Below are 15,002 nucleotides of genomic sequence, written 5' to 3' on the forward strand. Positions count from 1 at the left end.
CACAGCGCCGATGGTACTGCAGGGGGGACCCTGTGGGAGAGTAGGACACCGCCGAACAAACATTGAGAAAGCCCCACACCTTTTGGTGTGGGGCTTTCTTGCGTTTCGGCCGGAGCAGGGTCGGCAAGGATCTCCGCCTCCCTGGTACACGTGGCGCTGGCCGATCGTTCCTCTGTCTGAGTGGCTCGTGCGGTCCGGACGAGCGAGGCGCGTTGCCCGGCGGGATTCCGGCGCATGGAATGGCTCGTCGGTGCTCCGGAGGGCCGGGCACCCCGCAGTCCAACCCCTAGGAGGATCCATGACCTCTGCCACTGTCCGTCGTGCCGTGACCGCTGTCGGCTTGACCGCCGCGCTCACCCTTCTTCCTGCCTTGTCCGCGCAGGCCGCGGTGGCTGACGTCGGGGATGACGACATCGTGAGGCTCAAGCTCACCGGTGTCACCGAGACCGACACGATGCCGGAGTACGTCGAGGCCGGCGACAGTTGGGTCACCTACCTGCATCTGTACGACTCCAAGAAGCGGTTCGCTGGCGACGCCAGTTCGCGGTGCAGTGCTGTCGAGGCGACCAGAGACCATCTGATCGCCCAGTGCACGCGTGTGCTGCGCTTGAAGAAGGGCGAAATCACCCTCCACGACATGATCACGCGCACGAATGATGCGCCCATCACCGCCAAGACTGCTATTGCGGGCGGCACCGGCATCTACAACGACGCCGAGGGAGAGGGCTACATCACCCTGACAGGCAACCGGGTCCACTTCGATCTCCACGTCGACGACTGACGTCGAGAGTGTTCCCCGCACGGGTTCGCTTCCGCTGCCCGGGTGGGGGCGCGGCGTTCACCCGGGGGCCGATTCGTCGGGCCGAATTGGAGGCCGAGCGGTGACGACCGAGGCGTCGAGGGCGGGGCGGTGTCCGGGGGCAGCCCCGCCGACAGTCAGTCAGAGGGGGGACCGTTCCTCTGTCCGAGTGGCATGTGCGGCCCGGACGCGGGGGGCGCATTGTCCAGGGGGGATCACACCGCGTGAAATGACTCGCCAATGCTCCAGAGGGCCTGGGGCACTGTATGCGGCCTGGAGGTTCCGTGATCAATTCAGCTGTCCGTGGTGTCGTCATCTCAGCCTTCACCACAGCGCTCGCCCTTTTTCCCGCCATGGCCGCGCACGCCGAGGGAAAAGACAAGGACAACGATATTGAGAAGGTCACGCTGACCGGGGTCAACGTACTCGACACGATGCCCGACTACGTTGAGGTCGGCGACAGCTGGGTGACCCATCTGAAGCTGTACAGCGTCAAGAAGAAGCAGCTTCGATACGCCGGTGACGCCGAGTCAGAGTGCAGCGCGGTCAAGGCCTCCGCCGACGAGCTGACCGCCCAGTGCACGCGTGTACTGCGCCTGAAGAAAGGGAAACTGACGCTCAGCGACATGATCACTTACAAGCCGGATGAGCCAGTGACCGCCAAGACCGGCATTATCGGCGGCACCGGCCACTACCGCTCGGCCTATGGTGACGGCTACATCACCCTGGAGGGGCACCGCGTCCACTTGACCCTCAACATCGACGAATGACGTAGGGCATACCTTCCCGCGTGGGGCGCCGTTCACGTTGCCCCACGCGGGAGCCGCCCAGTACGGCAGCCGCAGTTGTTGTGACCGGTGGTCTGGCTGCTCCGAGTCCACCTGGGACGCCGAGCAGGTCAACAAGCAACGCCTCGAACTGCTGCGCAGCCGGACGACGACCGCTCCGTACGACGGCGGAGTCCATCGTCATCGACGACTGGTACCTCGCACTGCGGGACGCCCATCTGGCCTACTTGGTGGCGCTCAAACCCCAGGGCGGCACCTGAGCCCCGGCCGACCAGCCGCACACCCCCATCGACGCCGTCCCCGCCCTGACCTGGAGGGATGCTGGTCATCCCGGTGAGTGGACGCCCGTTGAGCGCCATTTCCGCGACGGTCACAGCGAAACCTGGTGGGCAGCTGATGCCCGCCTGGGCGGCTACGGCCCCGACTCCCCGTGCCGCCTGATCGTGGCCACCACCCTGCACCGCTGGTGGCAGGCCTGGACGGACAAGGACCCCCGCCGAACTCCAAGCCCTGATCGATGCGGTCACCACCGGCCACGGTCTTGATTTCTACCACCGGATTTAACGAACTACTGGTAACCGATTCTTTCTGCCGTTATTCGCGGATACCAGCGGTTTTCTCGATGAGGCGCGTGAACACTATGAGCGCTCCCAAGGCGGGAAGGAGGCTGGTCAGTGTCCAAAGTACGAAGAACCCGGCCAGTCCCCCGGCAGCCACACGCAGCTCTGTCGGGGCTTCCTCGGAAACTGCGGCCACCAGCAACAGGGAGATAGTGGACAAGACGCCCATTGCGATGACAGTGAAGAATTGCCACAAGTAATCGGTGATGGGTAGAATTCCTGCCTTGCTTGCTTTCCTCAGGAAAGAAGTGTCACAGGCTCGCGTGATCATTGCCAATGCGGCGAGAACGGCTCCGATGATGACACCGATCATGGAGGCGGCAATTCCGATCACTGGCTCTATCGGCAGGTCGTCGTCATGGCCGAGCCAGGCACCGCCCGCAGCGCCCAGAAGAGCGCTCACCGGCTCTCCCCACCAAGAACTCTTCAGGCTCACGTGCACGAGCCTCGTGAACTCCATGAAGTACTTGTCCCCCAGGGTCCGCCCTCTGGGCTCCTCGGGGTACGGATCGAAGCCTTCCCGCGTTTTTATGTCCATCACAGCCCTCACTCACTGGCGGGAATTCTCAGTGAGCCGATCGGTGCCGAGGCGACCGAAAGCGGCGTGAGATCCGGCATCGGCTGCGGCCTGTGTCTCGCATATCTCACCCGCGCGGACGAAAGAGGCCATCGCGATCATTCCGGCGTTTTTCTGTCTCGACCGTTGATCCGTATTCGCTCATGCCCCTTATGGCATCGTACAGCGACGCGCGGCACCCAACCGGAGGCTGTGCCGCCGCAGGCTCGGCTTCAGTATCTCCGGGTATAGGGTCGAGGCATTCGAGGCTGATCTTCGCGTCGCGCGCGAGATCGACATGGAAGTCCTCTGCGTCGATCTTGCACTTGTCGAGCCTTCGAAGAATATCCTCCATTGCTTGTGCCTCCTTTCGTGGTCTGTGCCGGATGGCGTCACCAGGAATGCCGTCGATCTTTCGGGAAACCGCGTCGGTCCGGGCAAGACTGGATTCTTACTCGACCAGGAAGGATCTAAGACATGCGCTCAACGGTAATTCGGTACGGATAATCGGGCGCGTCATCCGTGGCATTCGGGTGAAGCTGTTCGGCCGCGGTCCGCTACTCCACCTGCATGACGAGCCGGCTGGTCAGATCATCGTCACGGCCGAGCACTAGGCTCTCCCTCATGCGCTATGACCTGGTGGTCTTCGACAATGATGGGGTGCTCGTCGACAGCGAGCCTCTCTCCAATCGGATCCTCGCCGGCTATCTGACCGAGCTGGGGCACCCCACTTCGTACGAAGACTCGCTGCGCGACTACATGGGCGCCGCCGTGCACCGCGTACACGACATCGTGTGGCAGCGGTCGGGGCGGCGGTTGCCCGAGGAGTTCGACGATGTGCTGCACACCCGGGTGTTCGCGGCGTTCGAGCGGGACCTGGAGCCGGTGGCCGGGGCGGCGGAGGTGCTGGAGAAGTTGGTGGCGGACGGGGTGCGGATCTGTGTGGCCTCGTCCGGGACTCATGAGCGGATCCGGGTCGGGCATCGGAAGACCGGGATGGAGAGGTGGTTCGGGGAGGACCAGATCTTCAGCTCGGAGGATGTGGGGCGGGGGAAGCCGGCACCGGATCTGTTCCTGTACGCGGCCGATCGGATGGGCGTACCGCCGGAGAAGTGCCTCGTCGTAGAGGACAGTCCGCTCGGAGTGCGGGCGGCCGTCGCGGCCGGGATGGACGTGTACGGCTTCACGGCGATGACGACCGCCGACCGGCTGGCGGGTGCAGACCGGCTCTTCGGTGACATGAGTGAGCTGATCGGGCTTCTCCAGAGCTGACCAGTGGGCCGGGTGACTGGCCGAACAGCTCGTCAGCCGATCTTGCTCTTCGAAAGGTGAATAAAACTCATCTTCCGAATCGTCTACCCACGAGTAAGCAAGAGCCTTACGCTGAGCCGCCATGACAGATGTGCTGCGGCGCGGCCGGGCTTCGTTGGCGTTCAGCTTCTTCGCTCAGGGTGTGGCCTTTGCGCTGCTGGTGACGCGGATTCCCGCGATCCAGGACCAGTACGGGATCTCCGATGCCCTGCTGCCCGCCTTCCTCGCCGCCGTGCCGGTCCTCGCCGGCGTCGGCAGTGTCTGCACGGAGCAGCTGGTCAAGCGGGTGCGTCCCAGTCACGTACTGCGCTGGTCCCAGCCCGTCGTGCTGCTCGCGCTGCTCGGTGTCGGAGCCGGTGACGGGCTGTGGGAGATCGGGTTGTCGCTGGCGGCGTTCGGGCTGGCCGTCGGAGCGCTCGACGCGTCCATGAACATGCTCGGAGTGAGCCTGCAGCATGCGTACGGGCGAAGCATCATCCTCGGCTTCCACGCGGTGTACAGCCTGGGCGGGATCATCGGGGCCTCGCTCGCATGGGTGGGGGCGCACTGGGATCTGCACCTGTTCGTGTCGTATCTGCCGGTCGTCCTGGTGCTGCTGCCCGTCGCGTTGGTGGGGAGTCGGTGGTACGTCGACGGAGGCGGACCCGGCGCGGAGAAGCCGAAGGAGGCGGTCGGGCAACCCGTCGCCTTCAAGCTGCTGTTGCCGCTGTGTCTGGTGATGACCTTCGCGTACATCGGGGACTCGACCGTCTCCAACTGGAGCGCCAAGTATCTGCAGGACGTGCTGGGCAGTTCGGAGCAGCTGGCGACCGTGCCGTACAACGTCTACATGGTCACCACGCTGCTCGGGCGGGCCATCGGGGACTTCGGGGTGCGGCGGTTCGGGGCCGTGGCGGTCGTACGGCTGGGGGCGATCGTCGCGTCCGTGGGGTTCGCGGTGGTGGCGGTGGCGCCGGGGGCGTGGGTCGGGCTGCTCGGGTTCACGTTGCTGGGGCTCGGGCTGTGTGTGCTCGTACCGCAGACCTTCGCGGCCGCCGGGCGGCTGTTCCCCGGTGCGGCGGATGCTGCCATTGCACGGCTGAATATCTTCAACTATGTGGGTTTCTTGATCGGTTCGCCCCTCGTGGGGGCTCTGGGCGATGCGTGGACCTATCGGGGGGCCATGCTCGTGCCGATGGTGTTGGTGCTGGTGACCCTGGTGTACGCCCGGTCGTTCGCTCCTGAACCAAACCGATACGGTGACGGGCATGAGCGGCCGCACACAGCTGATGTGGGACGAGGCAGTAACGGGCTATGACTTCGGTCCGGATCACCCGATGGATCCGGTCCGCCTGACGTTGACCCGTCGGCTGGTCGATGCCTTCGGGCTCGATCGTGAGATGGACGTGGTCTCGGCGAAGGCGGCCGGGGAGTCGACGTTGCGGCTCGTGCATCGCGAGGACTACATCGAGGCGGTCAAGGCCGCTTCCGTGGATCCTCGGGCGGCGGACATGTCGTACGGCCTCGGGACCATGGACGATCCAGCCTTCGCCGGGATGCACGAGGTGTCCGCGCTGATCGCCGGGCAGTCGGTGGGGGCGGCCGAGGCGGTGTGGCGCGGGGACGCCTCGCACGCGGTGAACTTCGCGGGTGGGCTGCACCATGCGATGCCCGGCGGGGCGTCGGGGTTCTGCATCTACAACGACGCGTCGCTGGCGATTGCGCGGCTGTTGGAGCTGGGGGCGGAGCGGGTGGCGTACATCGATGTGGATGTGCATCACGGGGACGGGGTGCAGGCCGCGTTCTGGGAGGACCCGCGGGTGCTGACGATCTCGTTGCACGAGCATCCTCGGACCTTGTTTCCGCAGACCGGGTGGCCGGAGGAGACCGGGGCGGACGGTGCGGAGGGCTCCGCGGTGAACGTGGCGCTGCCGGCCGGGACCGGGGACGCGGGGTGGCTGCGGGCCTTTCACTCCGTCGTGCCGGAGTTGATCGCGGACTTCCGGCCTCAGGTGCTGGTGACTCAGCACGGGGCCGATACGCACTTCGAGGATCCGCTGGCTCATCTGGCCGTTTCGCTGGATGCGCAGCGGGCGGTGCAGGTCGCTTGTCATGAGCTGGCGCATGAGCACGCCGAGGGGCGGTGGATCGCGCTTGGTGGGGGCGGGTACGCCGTGGTGGACGTGGTGCCCCGGTCGTGGACGCATCTTGTCGCCATTGCCGCGGGACGGGAGATCGCGCCGGATGCGGTGATTCCTGAGGGATGGCGGCAGGAAGTCTTCGCTCGTACGCGGCAGTTGGCGCCGGCGCGGATGACTGATGGACGGTGGCCCGTGGCCTGGAAGTCGTGGGAGGACGGCTACGATCCGGCCGACCGGCTCGATCAGGCGATCGTCGCGACTCGACGGGCCGTGTTCCCGTTGCGGGGGCTGTTGGCGTAGGCCCTCCTCGCGGACCCCGCTTCCGCCAGGGTGGACAGCCGTCTGTTACTCCGACCGTGCGGGCTTTTCCCGTTCTGGGCGTGGGCCAGTGGCACATGCGCCAGCATCTCTGACGTGTTGAGTGCCGGAGCATTGCGTGCGCATCTGCTGGCCGCCCGGTTGGCCGGGCCCGTGGCGACCTCGCGGGAGGAGAGTCTGCGGAGCTATCGGCTCTTCGCGGCTCGCGATCCCCGCGTGATGATCGGGCTCGACCCTGAATGGACGTGGAAACAGCCGGATTTGATTGCCTTGATGGCGGACAAGTGCGGAGTCTCGGCCGATCCACGGCATACATCGGGCCATGATGTGATCGACCCTGAGCGGACGTTGGCGGCTCTTGACGCCTTCGCGGAGCGGCTCCAGGCGGCGGCCCGTAACCGTTCCCCGGTTCTCCTGGGTACCGGCCACCCGCACCGACTGCTCGGTTTCTACGCCGCTCTCGCGGACGCCCTGTCGGCGGCGGGATGTGCCGTGCTCACCCCCGCGCAGGGTAGCTGTGTCGACATAACGACCCGGTTCGGTCTACGCACGCACAACCTTGACTACGTACAAGGTGTCGCGCTGGTGCGCGAACCAGGCTCCTCCGCCACCGGTTGTGAGACCGGCGCACACTCCCATTCACCGCTCCCGGTTCGACTCGCGCTGGCCGCCGCGGCGGAGGCCGGCGGGCCTCTCCCGGAACTGGTGATCGGAGACCATGGCTGGGTCTGCGGCGCAGGTCAACTGGGGTTCGAGGCCATGGGTCTTGGTGATACGGACGATCCCGCGCTGTTCGTCGGGGAGGCGGAGGGGCGGGTGTCCGTCGCCGTTCCGCTTGATGACGCTGTGCGGTCTGCTTACTACCGGCCGCTTACTCGCTATGTACTCAATCGAGCGTGTCTGTCACAGTAGGGACCAGATGGCATCCCCTCTTCCCCACTCGCATCACCCGCCCCTACATTGGGGAGTGAGCACGCAACGACGAAGTGTCACCGGAAGGGGAAGCCGGTGACCGTCGAGTGCGGAAGGTTCAGGTGTGTCATGGCTGCTGGCGAGAGGCCTCTGAACGAGGTTCAGTTCCTAACCGTGGCGGAAGTCGCCTCGGTGATGCGAGTGTCGAAGATGACCGTGTACCGACTGGTGCACAGCGGTCATCTGCCCGCGATCCGGGTCGGGAGGTCATTCCGAGTCCCGGAGCAAGCGGTTCACGAGTACCTTCGCGAGTCCTATGTGGGGGTGGAAACCGCCTGACGGCGCCTTGGGCGGATACCGGTGACGGCCCTCAGGGGCGTCCCCGGTTTCCCCCGGGATCACCTCGATTACAAGCTCGGAGCTCTGTCGGGGTAGGCTGGCCCCCCGTAGGTCGTGTGGGCCCCAATGCAGCCCCGCACCGAGTGATTGTCCCCGCTGACGCGGGGGTTGTCCGAGAAGTGAGCGAGGGTTGACGTGGGCTCTGTTATCAAGAAGCGGCGCAAGCGGATGGCGAAGAAGAAGCACCGCAAGCTGCTCAAGCGCACGCGCGTTCAGCGTCGCAACAAGAAGTAGGCAGCAGGTCGTAGGGCCGTGAACCCGCCCCGGCGGTCCCGCCCTCACGACTCTGTTCATGGTGTTGCGCGCCGCTGCGACAGGCAGGCGCTCTGTGGCCTCCCACCGACCGGTGGGAGGCCACAGCCATACCCCGTTGGCTTGATGCCCTACCTGGTTGGCTTGGTCTGGTCGTACGTCCCTGGCCGAGTCCGGCCGTACGTCCGCGTCTGTGGTGACTTCATGCATCGAGTGGTCACCACAGCGCAACATCGACCCGCTAACGTGGGCCGTCACGGGGAACTCGGCAGAGTACGAGCAGAAAGTCCTCAAGGGCTGGAAGGAAGGCGCTGATCTTGGGCAAGGTCGTGCTCGTGACCGGAGTGGCCCGGCAGCTCGGGGGCCGTTTCGTACGGCGGATCCAGCGTGACCCCGAGGTGGACCGGGTGGTCGCCGTGGACGCGGTCCGGCCCGAGCACCACCTGGGCGGAGCCGATTTCGTACAGGCCGACATAAGGCAGCCCACCATCGCGCGCCTGCTCGCCGAGTATTCCGTCGACACGGTTGTGCACATGGACGTCACAGGCACTCCGCTGGGCAGCGGCAGCCGGACCTCGGTCAAGGAGACCAACGTCATCGGCACCATGCAGCTGCTTGGTGCCTGTCAGAAGTCCCCGGCGGTCAAGCGGCTGGTCGTGAAGTCCAGTACGAACGTGTACGGGTCGGCGCCCCGCGACCCGGCCGTGTTCACCGAGACGACGCCGCCCAAGTCGCTGCCCAGCGGTGGCTTCGCGAAGGACACGGTGGAGGTCGAGGGGTACGTACGCGGCTTCGCGCGACGCAGGCCCGATGTGGCCGTGTGTGTGCTGCGGTTCGCGAACATCCTCGGGCCGAGCGCGGATTCGCCGCTGGCCGCGTACTTCTCGCTGCCCGTGTTGCCGACCGTGTTCGGCTACGATCCGCGGCTGCAGTTCGTCCACGAGGACGATGTGATCGACGTGCTGCGCATCGCCTCGCACGAACCGGAGCGCGGGACGCTCAACAGCGGGACGTTCAACATCGCCGGCGACGGCCTCCTGCTCCTCTCGCAGTGTGCGCGCAGGCTCGGCCAGCCCACGGTGCCGCTGCTGCTGCCCGCGGTCAGCTGGGTGGGCACGGCAGTGCGTACGCTGGGTATGACGGATTTCTCGCCCGAGCAGCTGCGGCTGCTCACCCATGGCCGGGTCGTGGCGACCAAACAGATGCGCGAGACGCTGGGTTTCCGGCCGAAGTACACGACCGTGGAGACCTTCGCGGACTTCGCGCGCAGCCGCGGCCCCGGACTCCTGCCGCCGGAAGCCCTTGCCGGGGCCGTCGACCGGATCGCCGGGCTGTCCCTTCTGGGCGGTGGCCACCCCCCGACGCAGAGCGCCAACTGAGGAGCGCATCAACGATGGCGGACGCCAAGGTCATTCCGTTCGACGACGATCGGTCCCGTGGGAGTGCCGCGCACCGGCCGCCGCGGCGCCGGGGGGCGGGGAGTCGGCTCAAGGGCGAGCCCGCAGGGGTACGTGAGGTCCAGCCCCTGCCTGGCCGAACGATTCTGCAGGATGATGTTCCTGTGACAGATGTGCCGGTGACGCCTGAGGAATCCGCATCCCCGCCGGAGCGGCAGGGCGGTGGCTGGGACCAGCGCATCGCGGGTGGCCTGGCCTTCCTGCGGCGGCGGTTGACGGGCGACTACGAGGTCGACGACTTCGGTTACGACCAGGAGCTCACCGACCAGGTCCTGATGTCGATGCTGCGACCGCTCTACGAGAAGTACTTCCGCGTCGAGGTGAAGGGCATCGAGAACATCCCGTCCGAGGGCGGGGCGCTGATCGTCTCCAACCACTCCGGGACCCTGCCGCTGGACGGCCTGATGATGCAGGTCGCGGTGCACGACAACCACCCTGACGGCCGCCACCTCCGCCTGCTGGCCGCCGACCTGGTCTTCATGCTGCCGGTGGTCAACGAGCTGGCCCGCAAGGCCGGTCATACGCTCGCGTGCGCGGAGGACGCGGAGCGGCTTCTGGAGCGCGGTGAGCTGGTCGGCGTGATGCCGGAGGGCTTCAAGGGCATCGGCAAACCGTTCGGCGACCGCTACAAGCTCCAGCGCTTCGGCCGCGGCGGCTTCGTGTCGACGGCCCTGCGCCAGGGCACGCCGATCATCCCCTGCTCGATCGTCGGAGCGGAGGAGATCTACCCGATGATCGGCAACGCCAAGACGCTGGCGCGGCTTCTGGGTTTCCCGTACTTCCCGATCACGCCGACGTTCCCGTGGCTCGGCCCGTTGGGCGCGGTCCCGCTCCCCACGAAGTGGACCATCCAGTTCGGCGAGCCGATCCCGACGGACGGCTACCCGCCGGAGGCCGCCGAGGACCCCATGCTCATGTTCAACCTGACGGACCAGGTCAGGGAGCAGATCCAGCACACGCTGTACAAGCTGCTGGTGCAGCGCAGGTCCGTGTTCTTCTGACGGGCGGCTTCTGAAGGAGCGTGGATACGCCGGTGGGGGCGCCCCTTTTCGCAAGGGGCGCCCCCACCGACGTATCAGCAGAAACTAATCCGTGTTCTCGTTCTCGACGCCCAGCTCCGGGAGGAGCCCTGGGAGCAGGGGCGGGACCGTGACGTCGGGCTTGGCCGGTGGGGTGGTCTTGTCGGACGGGGTGGTGCTGGTGTCTTCCGTGGGCGGTTCCAGGAGGCCGCCCGTGTTGCCGCCGAGCAGGCCGTCGTCCTCCGTGCCCGAGGTGGACGGCTTGGGGGTGCCGCTGCTGGACTCGCCGCCGTCGGGGGAGCCGTCGGTGGCGCTGGGGGTGGTCGGGCGGTCCGTGTCGGAGGAGCCGGTGGAGGACCGGCCGGAGTCCGGCTGACGGCTTGTGCCCTCCCGTGAGGGGGGCTTCGGCAGCAGCGAGCGCAGCGGATCGACCTCTTCGTCTATGGCGTCGAAGACCGAGCTGACCTGTCGGCTGACATCGCCGAGCTGCGCGGGCAGCCGGTCACGCAGCGCGCCCCACGCGTCGCGGTGCGACTGGGAGAAGGCCGAGAGGGTCTGGATCGGGCCCAGGGAGTCGGGGTCGCGCTCGTACGCCTCGTGCAGCAGCCGATGGCCTTCCGACGCGTCGTGCCGCATGCCGGACAGCGCACGGCGGATCTCGCCCATGGACTCGTGGTCGAGGGGCCCGGAGCGGTCGCGCTCGATCAGCCGACGCGCCTCGCTCAGCCGCGTGGACGCCTGGTCGAGATAGAGCCCGCCGCGGTCGCTGTCGTCGTCGGCCATGCCCCGCTTGAGGTCCTCCATGCCGCGCTTGAGCCCATAGAGCGAGTCACCGGGCAGGGCGTCGGAACTGGCGGCGGCCACGCCGCTGAACGCTCCCGCGGCCACACCCACGGTGAGCCCACCCGCGGCGAGCCCCTTGGAGAGCCGGGAACGCGGTCGCAGCTTTCCCATCCCGGTCGCCCGATGAGCACCCCGCCCCCGTGGCGATCTCTGCCCGGGCACCGAAGGCTCCACCGCGTCGCCCCCCGCGGCCGTGCCCTCCTGCAGCATGGCCTCCATCGCGGCCACCAGCTGGGCCCGCTGAACGACCTTGACCTCGGGGTCCATCGCCGGTTTGGGCAGCTCGCCGAGGCCGGTCGTCAGGGACAGCATCCGGCTCCGCTCGGACCGGCCGGACTGGTCCGTGGGTTCCGAGGCCGGACCTTCGGACTGCTCGGCCGCCGTGCCCCGGTCGGACTGCTCTTCCAGGGCCTGGGCGAAGGCGTGCGCCCGCCGGTGCGCCGATACGTTCGCGATCACTGGCGGCACCTCCTCTCGTCATGACGGTCGACTCCCCAGGGGGTCCTGAGGGTTGCACTCTCTGATCGGATCCACACGATCGAGTGATCGGGGACGGCCAGAGGTGACCACAGGGAGCCTGTATCCCGCACAACGAGCGGTTCGGCACTTGGGTTACGGAGGACGGATGATCGGACCGCGAAGCCAACAGGCGGCGACGAAGGGTGAGTTGAGCGTCGCTGAGGGTAAGGGGGCGTGCGGGGTGGGTGAGGGTGCGATACGGGTTCTCAGCGGGCGTCGTCGGGCAGGAGCCGGGCCAGTGTGCGCACGGCGCGGTACTGGAGGGTCTTGATCGCGCCCTCGTTCTTGCCCATCACGCGGGCGGTTTCGGCGACCGAGAGGCCCTGGAGGAAGCGCAGGGTCACGCACTCCTGCTGCTGCGGGTTGAGGCGGCGTACGGCGTCCAGAAGCGCCGCGTTCGACAAGGACTCCAGGACGGAGTCCTCGGGGGAGCGCTCGACCTCGTTGGCGTCGAGCATCTCGCCGGTGGTCACTTCCAGGCGGAAGCGGCTCGACTTGAAGTGGTCGGCGACGAGGTTGCGGGCGATCGTGACCAGCCAGGCGCCGAAGTCGCGGCCCTGCCAGGTGAAGGTGCCGATGCGGCGCAGGGCGCGCAGAAAGGTCTCGCTCGTGAGGTCCTCCGCGGTCGCCTTGCCCCCCACGCGGTAGTAGATGTAGCGGTAGACGGTGTCGCTGTACTGGTCGTAGAGGCGCCCGAAGGCCTCGGCCTCGCCGTCCTGGGCGCGCTCCACGAGGTTCATCATCCGGGCGCTGTCACTGTCCGCGGCCGGGCGGCGGGCGGTGGTGGCGGACGCGCTCGAGCGACCCCGTCTGCCCACCGTCCGCCCGTCACCCGACTTCCGCCCCTCGACGACGGCGCTTCGCGCCGGCCCCCGCTCGATGCCGTCGGCCAGTGCGTAACACGGACCGATGGGCGCGGCGGAGACAGCGAGGGCGGGGACGGCGTACGCGGTGGGGACGAAACCGCGCAGGTGGTCGAGGACCATCGCGCGGAGCGTAGCCAGGCCCGAGGCGTCAACCCCGACGTGTGGGTACACGGGACTCCCAGAGGCAGAGCTTCCATCACGTGCAGTACCGGAACATTCACCCGTCGTAGCGACGTATGAGGTCCGTCATGCGTCTGAGGAGAATAACGCTTCGTACAGGCAGGGCTACGCCCAGTTGCTCAAATCATCGAATACGTCGCTTCTGTTACGCATCGACGACTGATCAAGTGCCGCACGGTGACCGCTAGTTGATCGAATCGCTTCACATTCCGGCCGGGCCCGGGGCGTGTTGTGGCCGGCTGCCGTCAACGGGACTGGCGGGGGCGGTGGGCGGGTAGGACAGCAGAATTGCCCGCGTGTTCGTACACGCGGGCACTCATGGACGGTGGGGCCGGTGTCAGCGGCGGCGACGGTGCAGGGCGATCGCTGCTGCCGTGCCGCCCGCCACCGCGCCGACGCCGGCCGCCGCGGGGATGCCGACCTTCGCCGCCTTGCGGCCCGTGCGGTAGTCGCGCAGGCGCCAGTCGAGGGTGCGGGCGTGCTTGCGGAGCTTGGCGTCGGGGTTGATCGCGTACGGGTGGCCGACGAGCGAGAGCATCGGGATGTCGTTGTGCGAGTCGCTGTACGCGGCGCAGCGGCCCAGGTCCAGGCCCTCCGCCGCCGCCAGCGCCCGTACCGCCTCCGCCTTCGCGGGGCCGTGCAGGGGTTCGCCGACGAGCTTGCCGGTGTAGACGCCGTCGACCGACTCGGCGACCGTGCCGAGGGCGCCGGTCAGACCCAGGCGGCGGGCGATCACCGTGGCGATCTCGACCGGGGCGGCCGTGACGAGCCACACCTTCTGGCCCGCGTCGAGGTGGGCCTCGGCCAGCGCGCGGGTGCCGGGCCAGATGCGCTCGGCCATGTACTCGTCGTAGATCTCCTCGCCGATCGACATCAGTTCGGAGACGCGGTGGCCCTTCACGATGGACAGCGCGGAGTCGCGCGCCTCCTGCATGTGCTCGGGGTCCTCGACGCCGGCCAGCCGGAACCAGGCCTGCTGCCAGGCGAACCGGGCGAGGTCGCGGGTCTCGAAGAACTTCCGCTTGTGCAGGCCGCGGCCGAAGTGGAACAGCGCGGCGCCCTGCATCACGGTGTTGTCGAGGTCGAAGAAGGCGGCGGCCTTGTCGTCGCCGAGGACCGGGAACTCCGGTTCCTCGGCGGCGGTTTCGGGCGCGGCTTCGTGCGCGAGTTCCTCCAGTTCCTGGGAGGACTTGCGCGCTGCCTCCGCCGAGGCCTCGCCTGCCAACACGCTCCGCGCCGTGGCGGAGCGCCTACGGGGAGTGAGCCATCCGAGAGCGGCCATGGCGTGAGCATAGCCAGTCGGTGCGTTACTTCCGGAGTCGGGAGGTTTGAATGGTGTGAACTCTCCGCGACCGTGTCGTTACGGCTGTGGGCCCTTCCTGACTGGTCGCGCCCATGTGGTGGCGTGGATTGTGTGAAGGTCCCGCATCTGACCGGGCGTGGTCGGCGGGCGAGAATGGCTCGTATGAGTCCCATCTTTCGGCGTACTGACCGCCGTACGGAGAAGAAGAAGGCGCCGCGTGAGCGGCTGGTCACGTTGATCGGGAAGCCCGACTGTCATCTGTGTGAGGACGCGCAGGTCGTCGTCGAGAAAGTCTGCGGGGAACTCGGTGTGTCCTGGGAGAAGAGGGACATTACGCAGGACGAGGAGCTGTATCGCGCGTACTGGGAGCAGATCCCGGTGGTGCTCGTGGATGGTGCGCAGCACACGTTCTGGCGGGTGGACGAGGGGCGGCTGCGGCGGGCCCTCGCGGGGTGAGGGGAGCGCGCGATCGGAGCGTGGTGGCGTGCGCAAACCCGGCCGTCGTGGCGTGCGTAACCGAACCGTGGCCCGTCCGGGCACTCCAAGTGGTTCGCAAAGTCACTTAGGATCGGGGCGGTCTGGCCTCGGGGGCGGGGAGCGTAGAGGAGTGTGTACGGCTTTGCCCCCATCAAGCAGGGAACGAAGGTGCCTTTGCGCCGGTTCCATACGCATGTGGCAGGGTCGCGTGACCCCGGTCACGTTGGGCGGGCAAATCGGACACCATCTTTGTGCATGCATTC

Annotated in this window: 16 protein-coding genes and 1 pseudogene; 12 read left to right on the forward strand and 5 right to left on the reverse strand. The window is 67.3% G+C overall.

The features are described 5' to 3' along the window. Positions 1-325: 325 nt before the first annotated feature. The 3 genes and pseudogenes from OP79_RS08475 to OP79_RS58455 all read left to right on the forward strand — a co-directional run. Positions 326-781, forward strand: coding sequence for an allene oxide cyclase barrel-like domain-containing protein (locus OP79_RS08475; RefSeq protein ID WP_033319428.1), 456 nt, complete (start codon positions 326-328; stop codon positions 779-781). A 302-nt stretch (positions 782-1,083) separates the two neighbouring features. Then, positions 1,084-1,569: a hypothetical protein gene (locus OP79_RS08480; RefSeq protein WP_033319429.1), complete on the forward strand. Its 486-nt coding sequence runs from the start codon at positions 1,084-1,086 to the stop codon at positions 1,567-1,569. Positions 1,570-1,766: 197 nt separating this feature from the next. Further along, a pseudogene (locus tag OP79_RS58455) lies at positions 1,767-2,042 on the forward strand (IS701 family transposase); the annotation flags it as partial. 139 nt (positions 2,043-2,181) lie between these two features. Here OP79_RS58455 and OP79_RS08485 read toward each other — a convergent pair. Continuing rightward, positions 2,182-2,610 carry a hypothetical protein gene (locus tag OP79_RS08485; RefSeq protein WP_157857291.1) on the reverse strand — a complete coding sequence of 143 codons (429 nt, stop codon included), beginning with the start codon at positions 2,608-2,610 and terminating at the stop codon, positions 2,182-2,184. Between the two features lie 241 nt (positions 2,611-2,851). Then, positions 2,852-3,118, reverse strand: coding sequence for a hypothetical protein (locus OP79_RS55215; RefSeq protein ID WP_157857292.1), 267 nt, complete (start codon positions 3,116-3,118; stop codon positions 2,852-2,854). A 269-nt stretch (positions 3,119-3,387) separates the two neighbouring features. Here OP79_RS55215 and OP79_RS08490 point away from each other — a divergent pair, with 269 nt between their 5' ends. From OP79_RS08490 to OP79_RS08520, 8 genes are all read left to right on the forward strand, one after another. Continuing rightward, positions 3,388-4,035, forward strand: a complete 648-nt coding sequence (locus tag OP79_RS08490) for an HAD family hydrolase (protein ID WP_033319431.1) — start codon at positions 3,388-3,390, stop codon at positions 4,033-4,035. A gap of 121 nt (positions 4,036-4,156) precedes the next feature. Beyond that, positions 4,157-5,371, forward strand: a complete 1,215-nt coding sequence (locus tag OP79_RS08495; RefSeq protein WP_033319432.1) for an MFS transporter — start codon at positions 4,157-4,159, stop codon at positions 5,369-5,371. Continuing rightward, a complete protein-coding gene (locus OP79_RS08500) occupies positions 5,322-6,494 on the forward strand; it encodes an acetoin utilization protein AcuC (protein WP_033319653.1) in 1,173 nt (390 codons plus the stop codon). The genes OP79_RS08495 and OP79_RS08500 overlap by 50 nt, the downstream gene beginning before the upstream one ends. A gap of 114 nt (positions 6,495-6,608) precedes the next feature. Continuing rightward, positions 6,609-7,424, forward strand: coding sequence for a phosphatase (locus tag OP79_RS08505; protein ID WP_033319433.1), 816 nt, complete (start codon positions 6,609-6,611; stop codon positions 7,422-7,424). 129 nt (positions 7,425-7,553) lie between these two features. Beyond that, the gene (locus tag OP79_RS08510; RefSeq protein WP_093781815.1) at positions 7,554-7,763 is read left to right on the forward strand and encodes a helix-turn-helix domain-containing protein; all 210 of its coding nucleotides are present in this window, start codon (positions 7,554-7,556) and stop codon (positions 7,761-7,763) included. Between the two features lie 195 nt (positions 7,764-7,958). Continuing rightward, positions 7,959-8,057 (forward strand): 30S ribosomal protein bS22, encoded by a 99-nt coding sequence (locus OP79_RS51435; protein WP_003948845.1) that lies wholly within the window; start codon positions 7,959-7,961, stop codon positions 8,055-8,057. A 335-nt stretch (positions 8,058-8,392) separates the two neighbouring features. Further along, entirely contained in the window at positions 8,393-9,454 is a 1,062-nt protein-coding gene (locus OP79_RS08515) for an NAD-dependent epimerase/dehydratase family protein (RefSeq protein ID WP_033319435.1), read from the forward strand. A gap of 14 nt (positions 9,455-9,468) precedes the next feature. Further along, on the forward strand, positions 9,469-10,533 hold the full coding sequence (locus OP79_RS08520; RefSeq protein ID WP_033319436.1) for a lysophospholipid acyltransferase family protein: 1,065 nt from the start codon (positions 9,469-9,471) through the stop codon (positions 10,531-10,533). Positions 10,534-10,617: 84 nt separating this feature from the next. On the opposite strand, the gene OP79_RS08525 is transcribed toward OP79_RS08520, so the two are convergent. The 3 genes from OP79_RS08525 to OP79_RS08535 all read right to left on the reverse strand — a co-directional run bounded on the left by OP79_RS08525 (position 10,618) and on the right by OP79_RS08535 (position 14,241). Continuing rightward, a complete protein-coding gene (locus OP79_RS08525; protein ID WP_033319437.1) occupies positions 10,618-11,853 on the reverse strand; it encodes a DUF5667 domain-containing protein in 1,236 nt (411 codons plus the stop codon). A 266-nt stretch (positions 11,854-12,119) separates the two neighbouring features. Then, complete coding sequence (locus OP79_RS08530; protein WP_033319438.1) at positions 12,120-12,950, reverse strand: ECF subfamily RNA polymerase sigma factor, BldN family; 831 nt, start codon at positions 12,948-12,950, stop codon at positions 12,120-12,122. Between the two features lie 346 nt (positions 12,951-13,296). Next, positions 13,297-14,241 carry an HAD family hydrolase gene (locus OP79_RS08535; RefSeq protein ID WP_033319439.1) on the reverse strand — a complete coding sequence of 315 codons (945 nt, stop codon included), beginning with the start codon at positions 14,239-14,241 and terminating at the stop codon, positions 13,297-13,299. 174 nt (positions 14,242-14,415) lie between these two features. Here OP79_RS08535 and OP79_RS08540 point away from each other — a divergent pair, with 174 nt between their 5' ends. Continuing rightward, a complete protein-coding gene (locus tag OP79_RS08540) occupies positions 14,416-14,718 on the forward strand; it encodes a glutaredoxin family protein (protein ID WP_033319440.1) in 303 nt (100 codons plus the stop codon). The last annotated feature ends 284 nt before the right edge of the window (positions 14,719-15,002 follow it).

Origin of the sequence: Streptomyces yerevanensis (genome assembly GCF_000716805.1) — a bacterium.
GTDB lineage: Bacteria > Actinomycetota > Actinomycetes > Streptomycetales > Streptomycetaceae > Streptomyces > Streptomyces flaveus.

Excerpts from the sequence above, each read along its gene's own strand:
- OP79_RS55215 (WP_157857292.1), bottom strand. The coding sequence starts at position 3,118 with ATGGAGGATATTCTTCGAAGGCTCGACAAGTGCAAGATCGACGCAGAG.
- OP79_RS08520 (WP_033319436.1), top strand. The coding sequence starts at position 9,469 with ATGGCGGACGCCAAGGTCATTCCGTTCGACGACGATCGGTCCCGTGGG.
- OP79_RS08500 (WP_033319653.1), top strand. The coding sequence starts at position 5,322 with ATGAGCGGCCGCACACAGCTGATGTGGGACGAGGCAGTAACGGGCTAT.
- OP79_RS08540 (WP_033319440.1), top strand. The coding sequence starts at position 14,416 with ATGGCTCGTATGAGTCCCATCTTTCGGCGTACTGACCGCCGTACGGAG.
- OP79_RS08495 (WP_033319432.1), top strand. The coding sequence starts at position 4,157 with ATGACAGATGTGCTGCGGCGCGGCCGGGCTTCGTTGGCGTTCAGCTTC.
- OP79_RS08535 (WP_033319439.1), bottom strand. The coding sequence starts at position 14,241 with ATGGCCGCTCTCGGATGGCTCACTCCCCGTAGGCGCTCCGCCACGGCG.
- OP79_RS08510 (WP_093781815.1), top strand. The coding sequence starts at position 7,554 with ATGGCTGCTGGCGAGAGGCCTCTGAACGAGGTTCAGTTCCTAACCGTG.
- OP79_RS08490 (WP_033319431.1), top strand. The coding sequence starts at position 3,388 with ATGCGCTATGACCTGGTGGTCTTCGACAATGATGGGGTGCTCGTCGAC.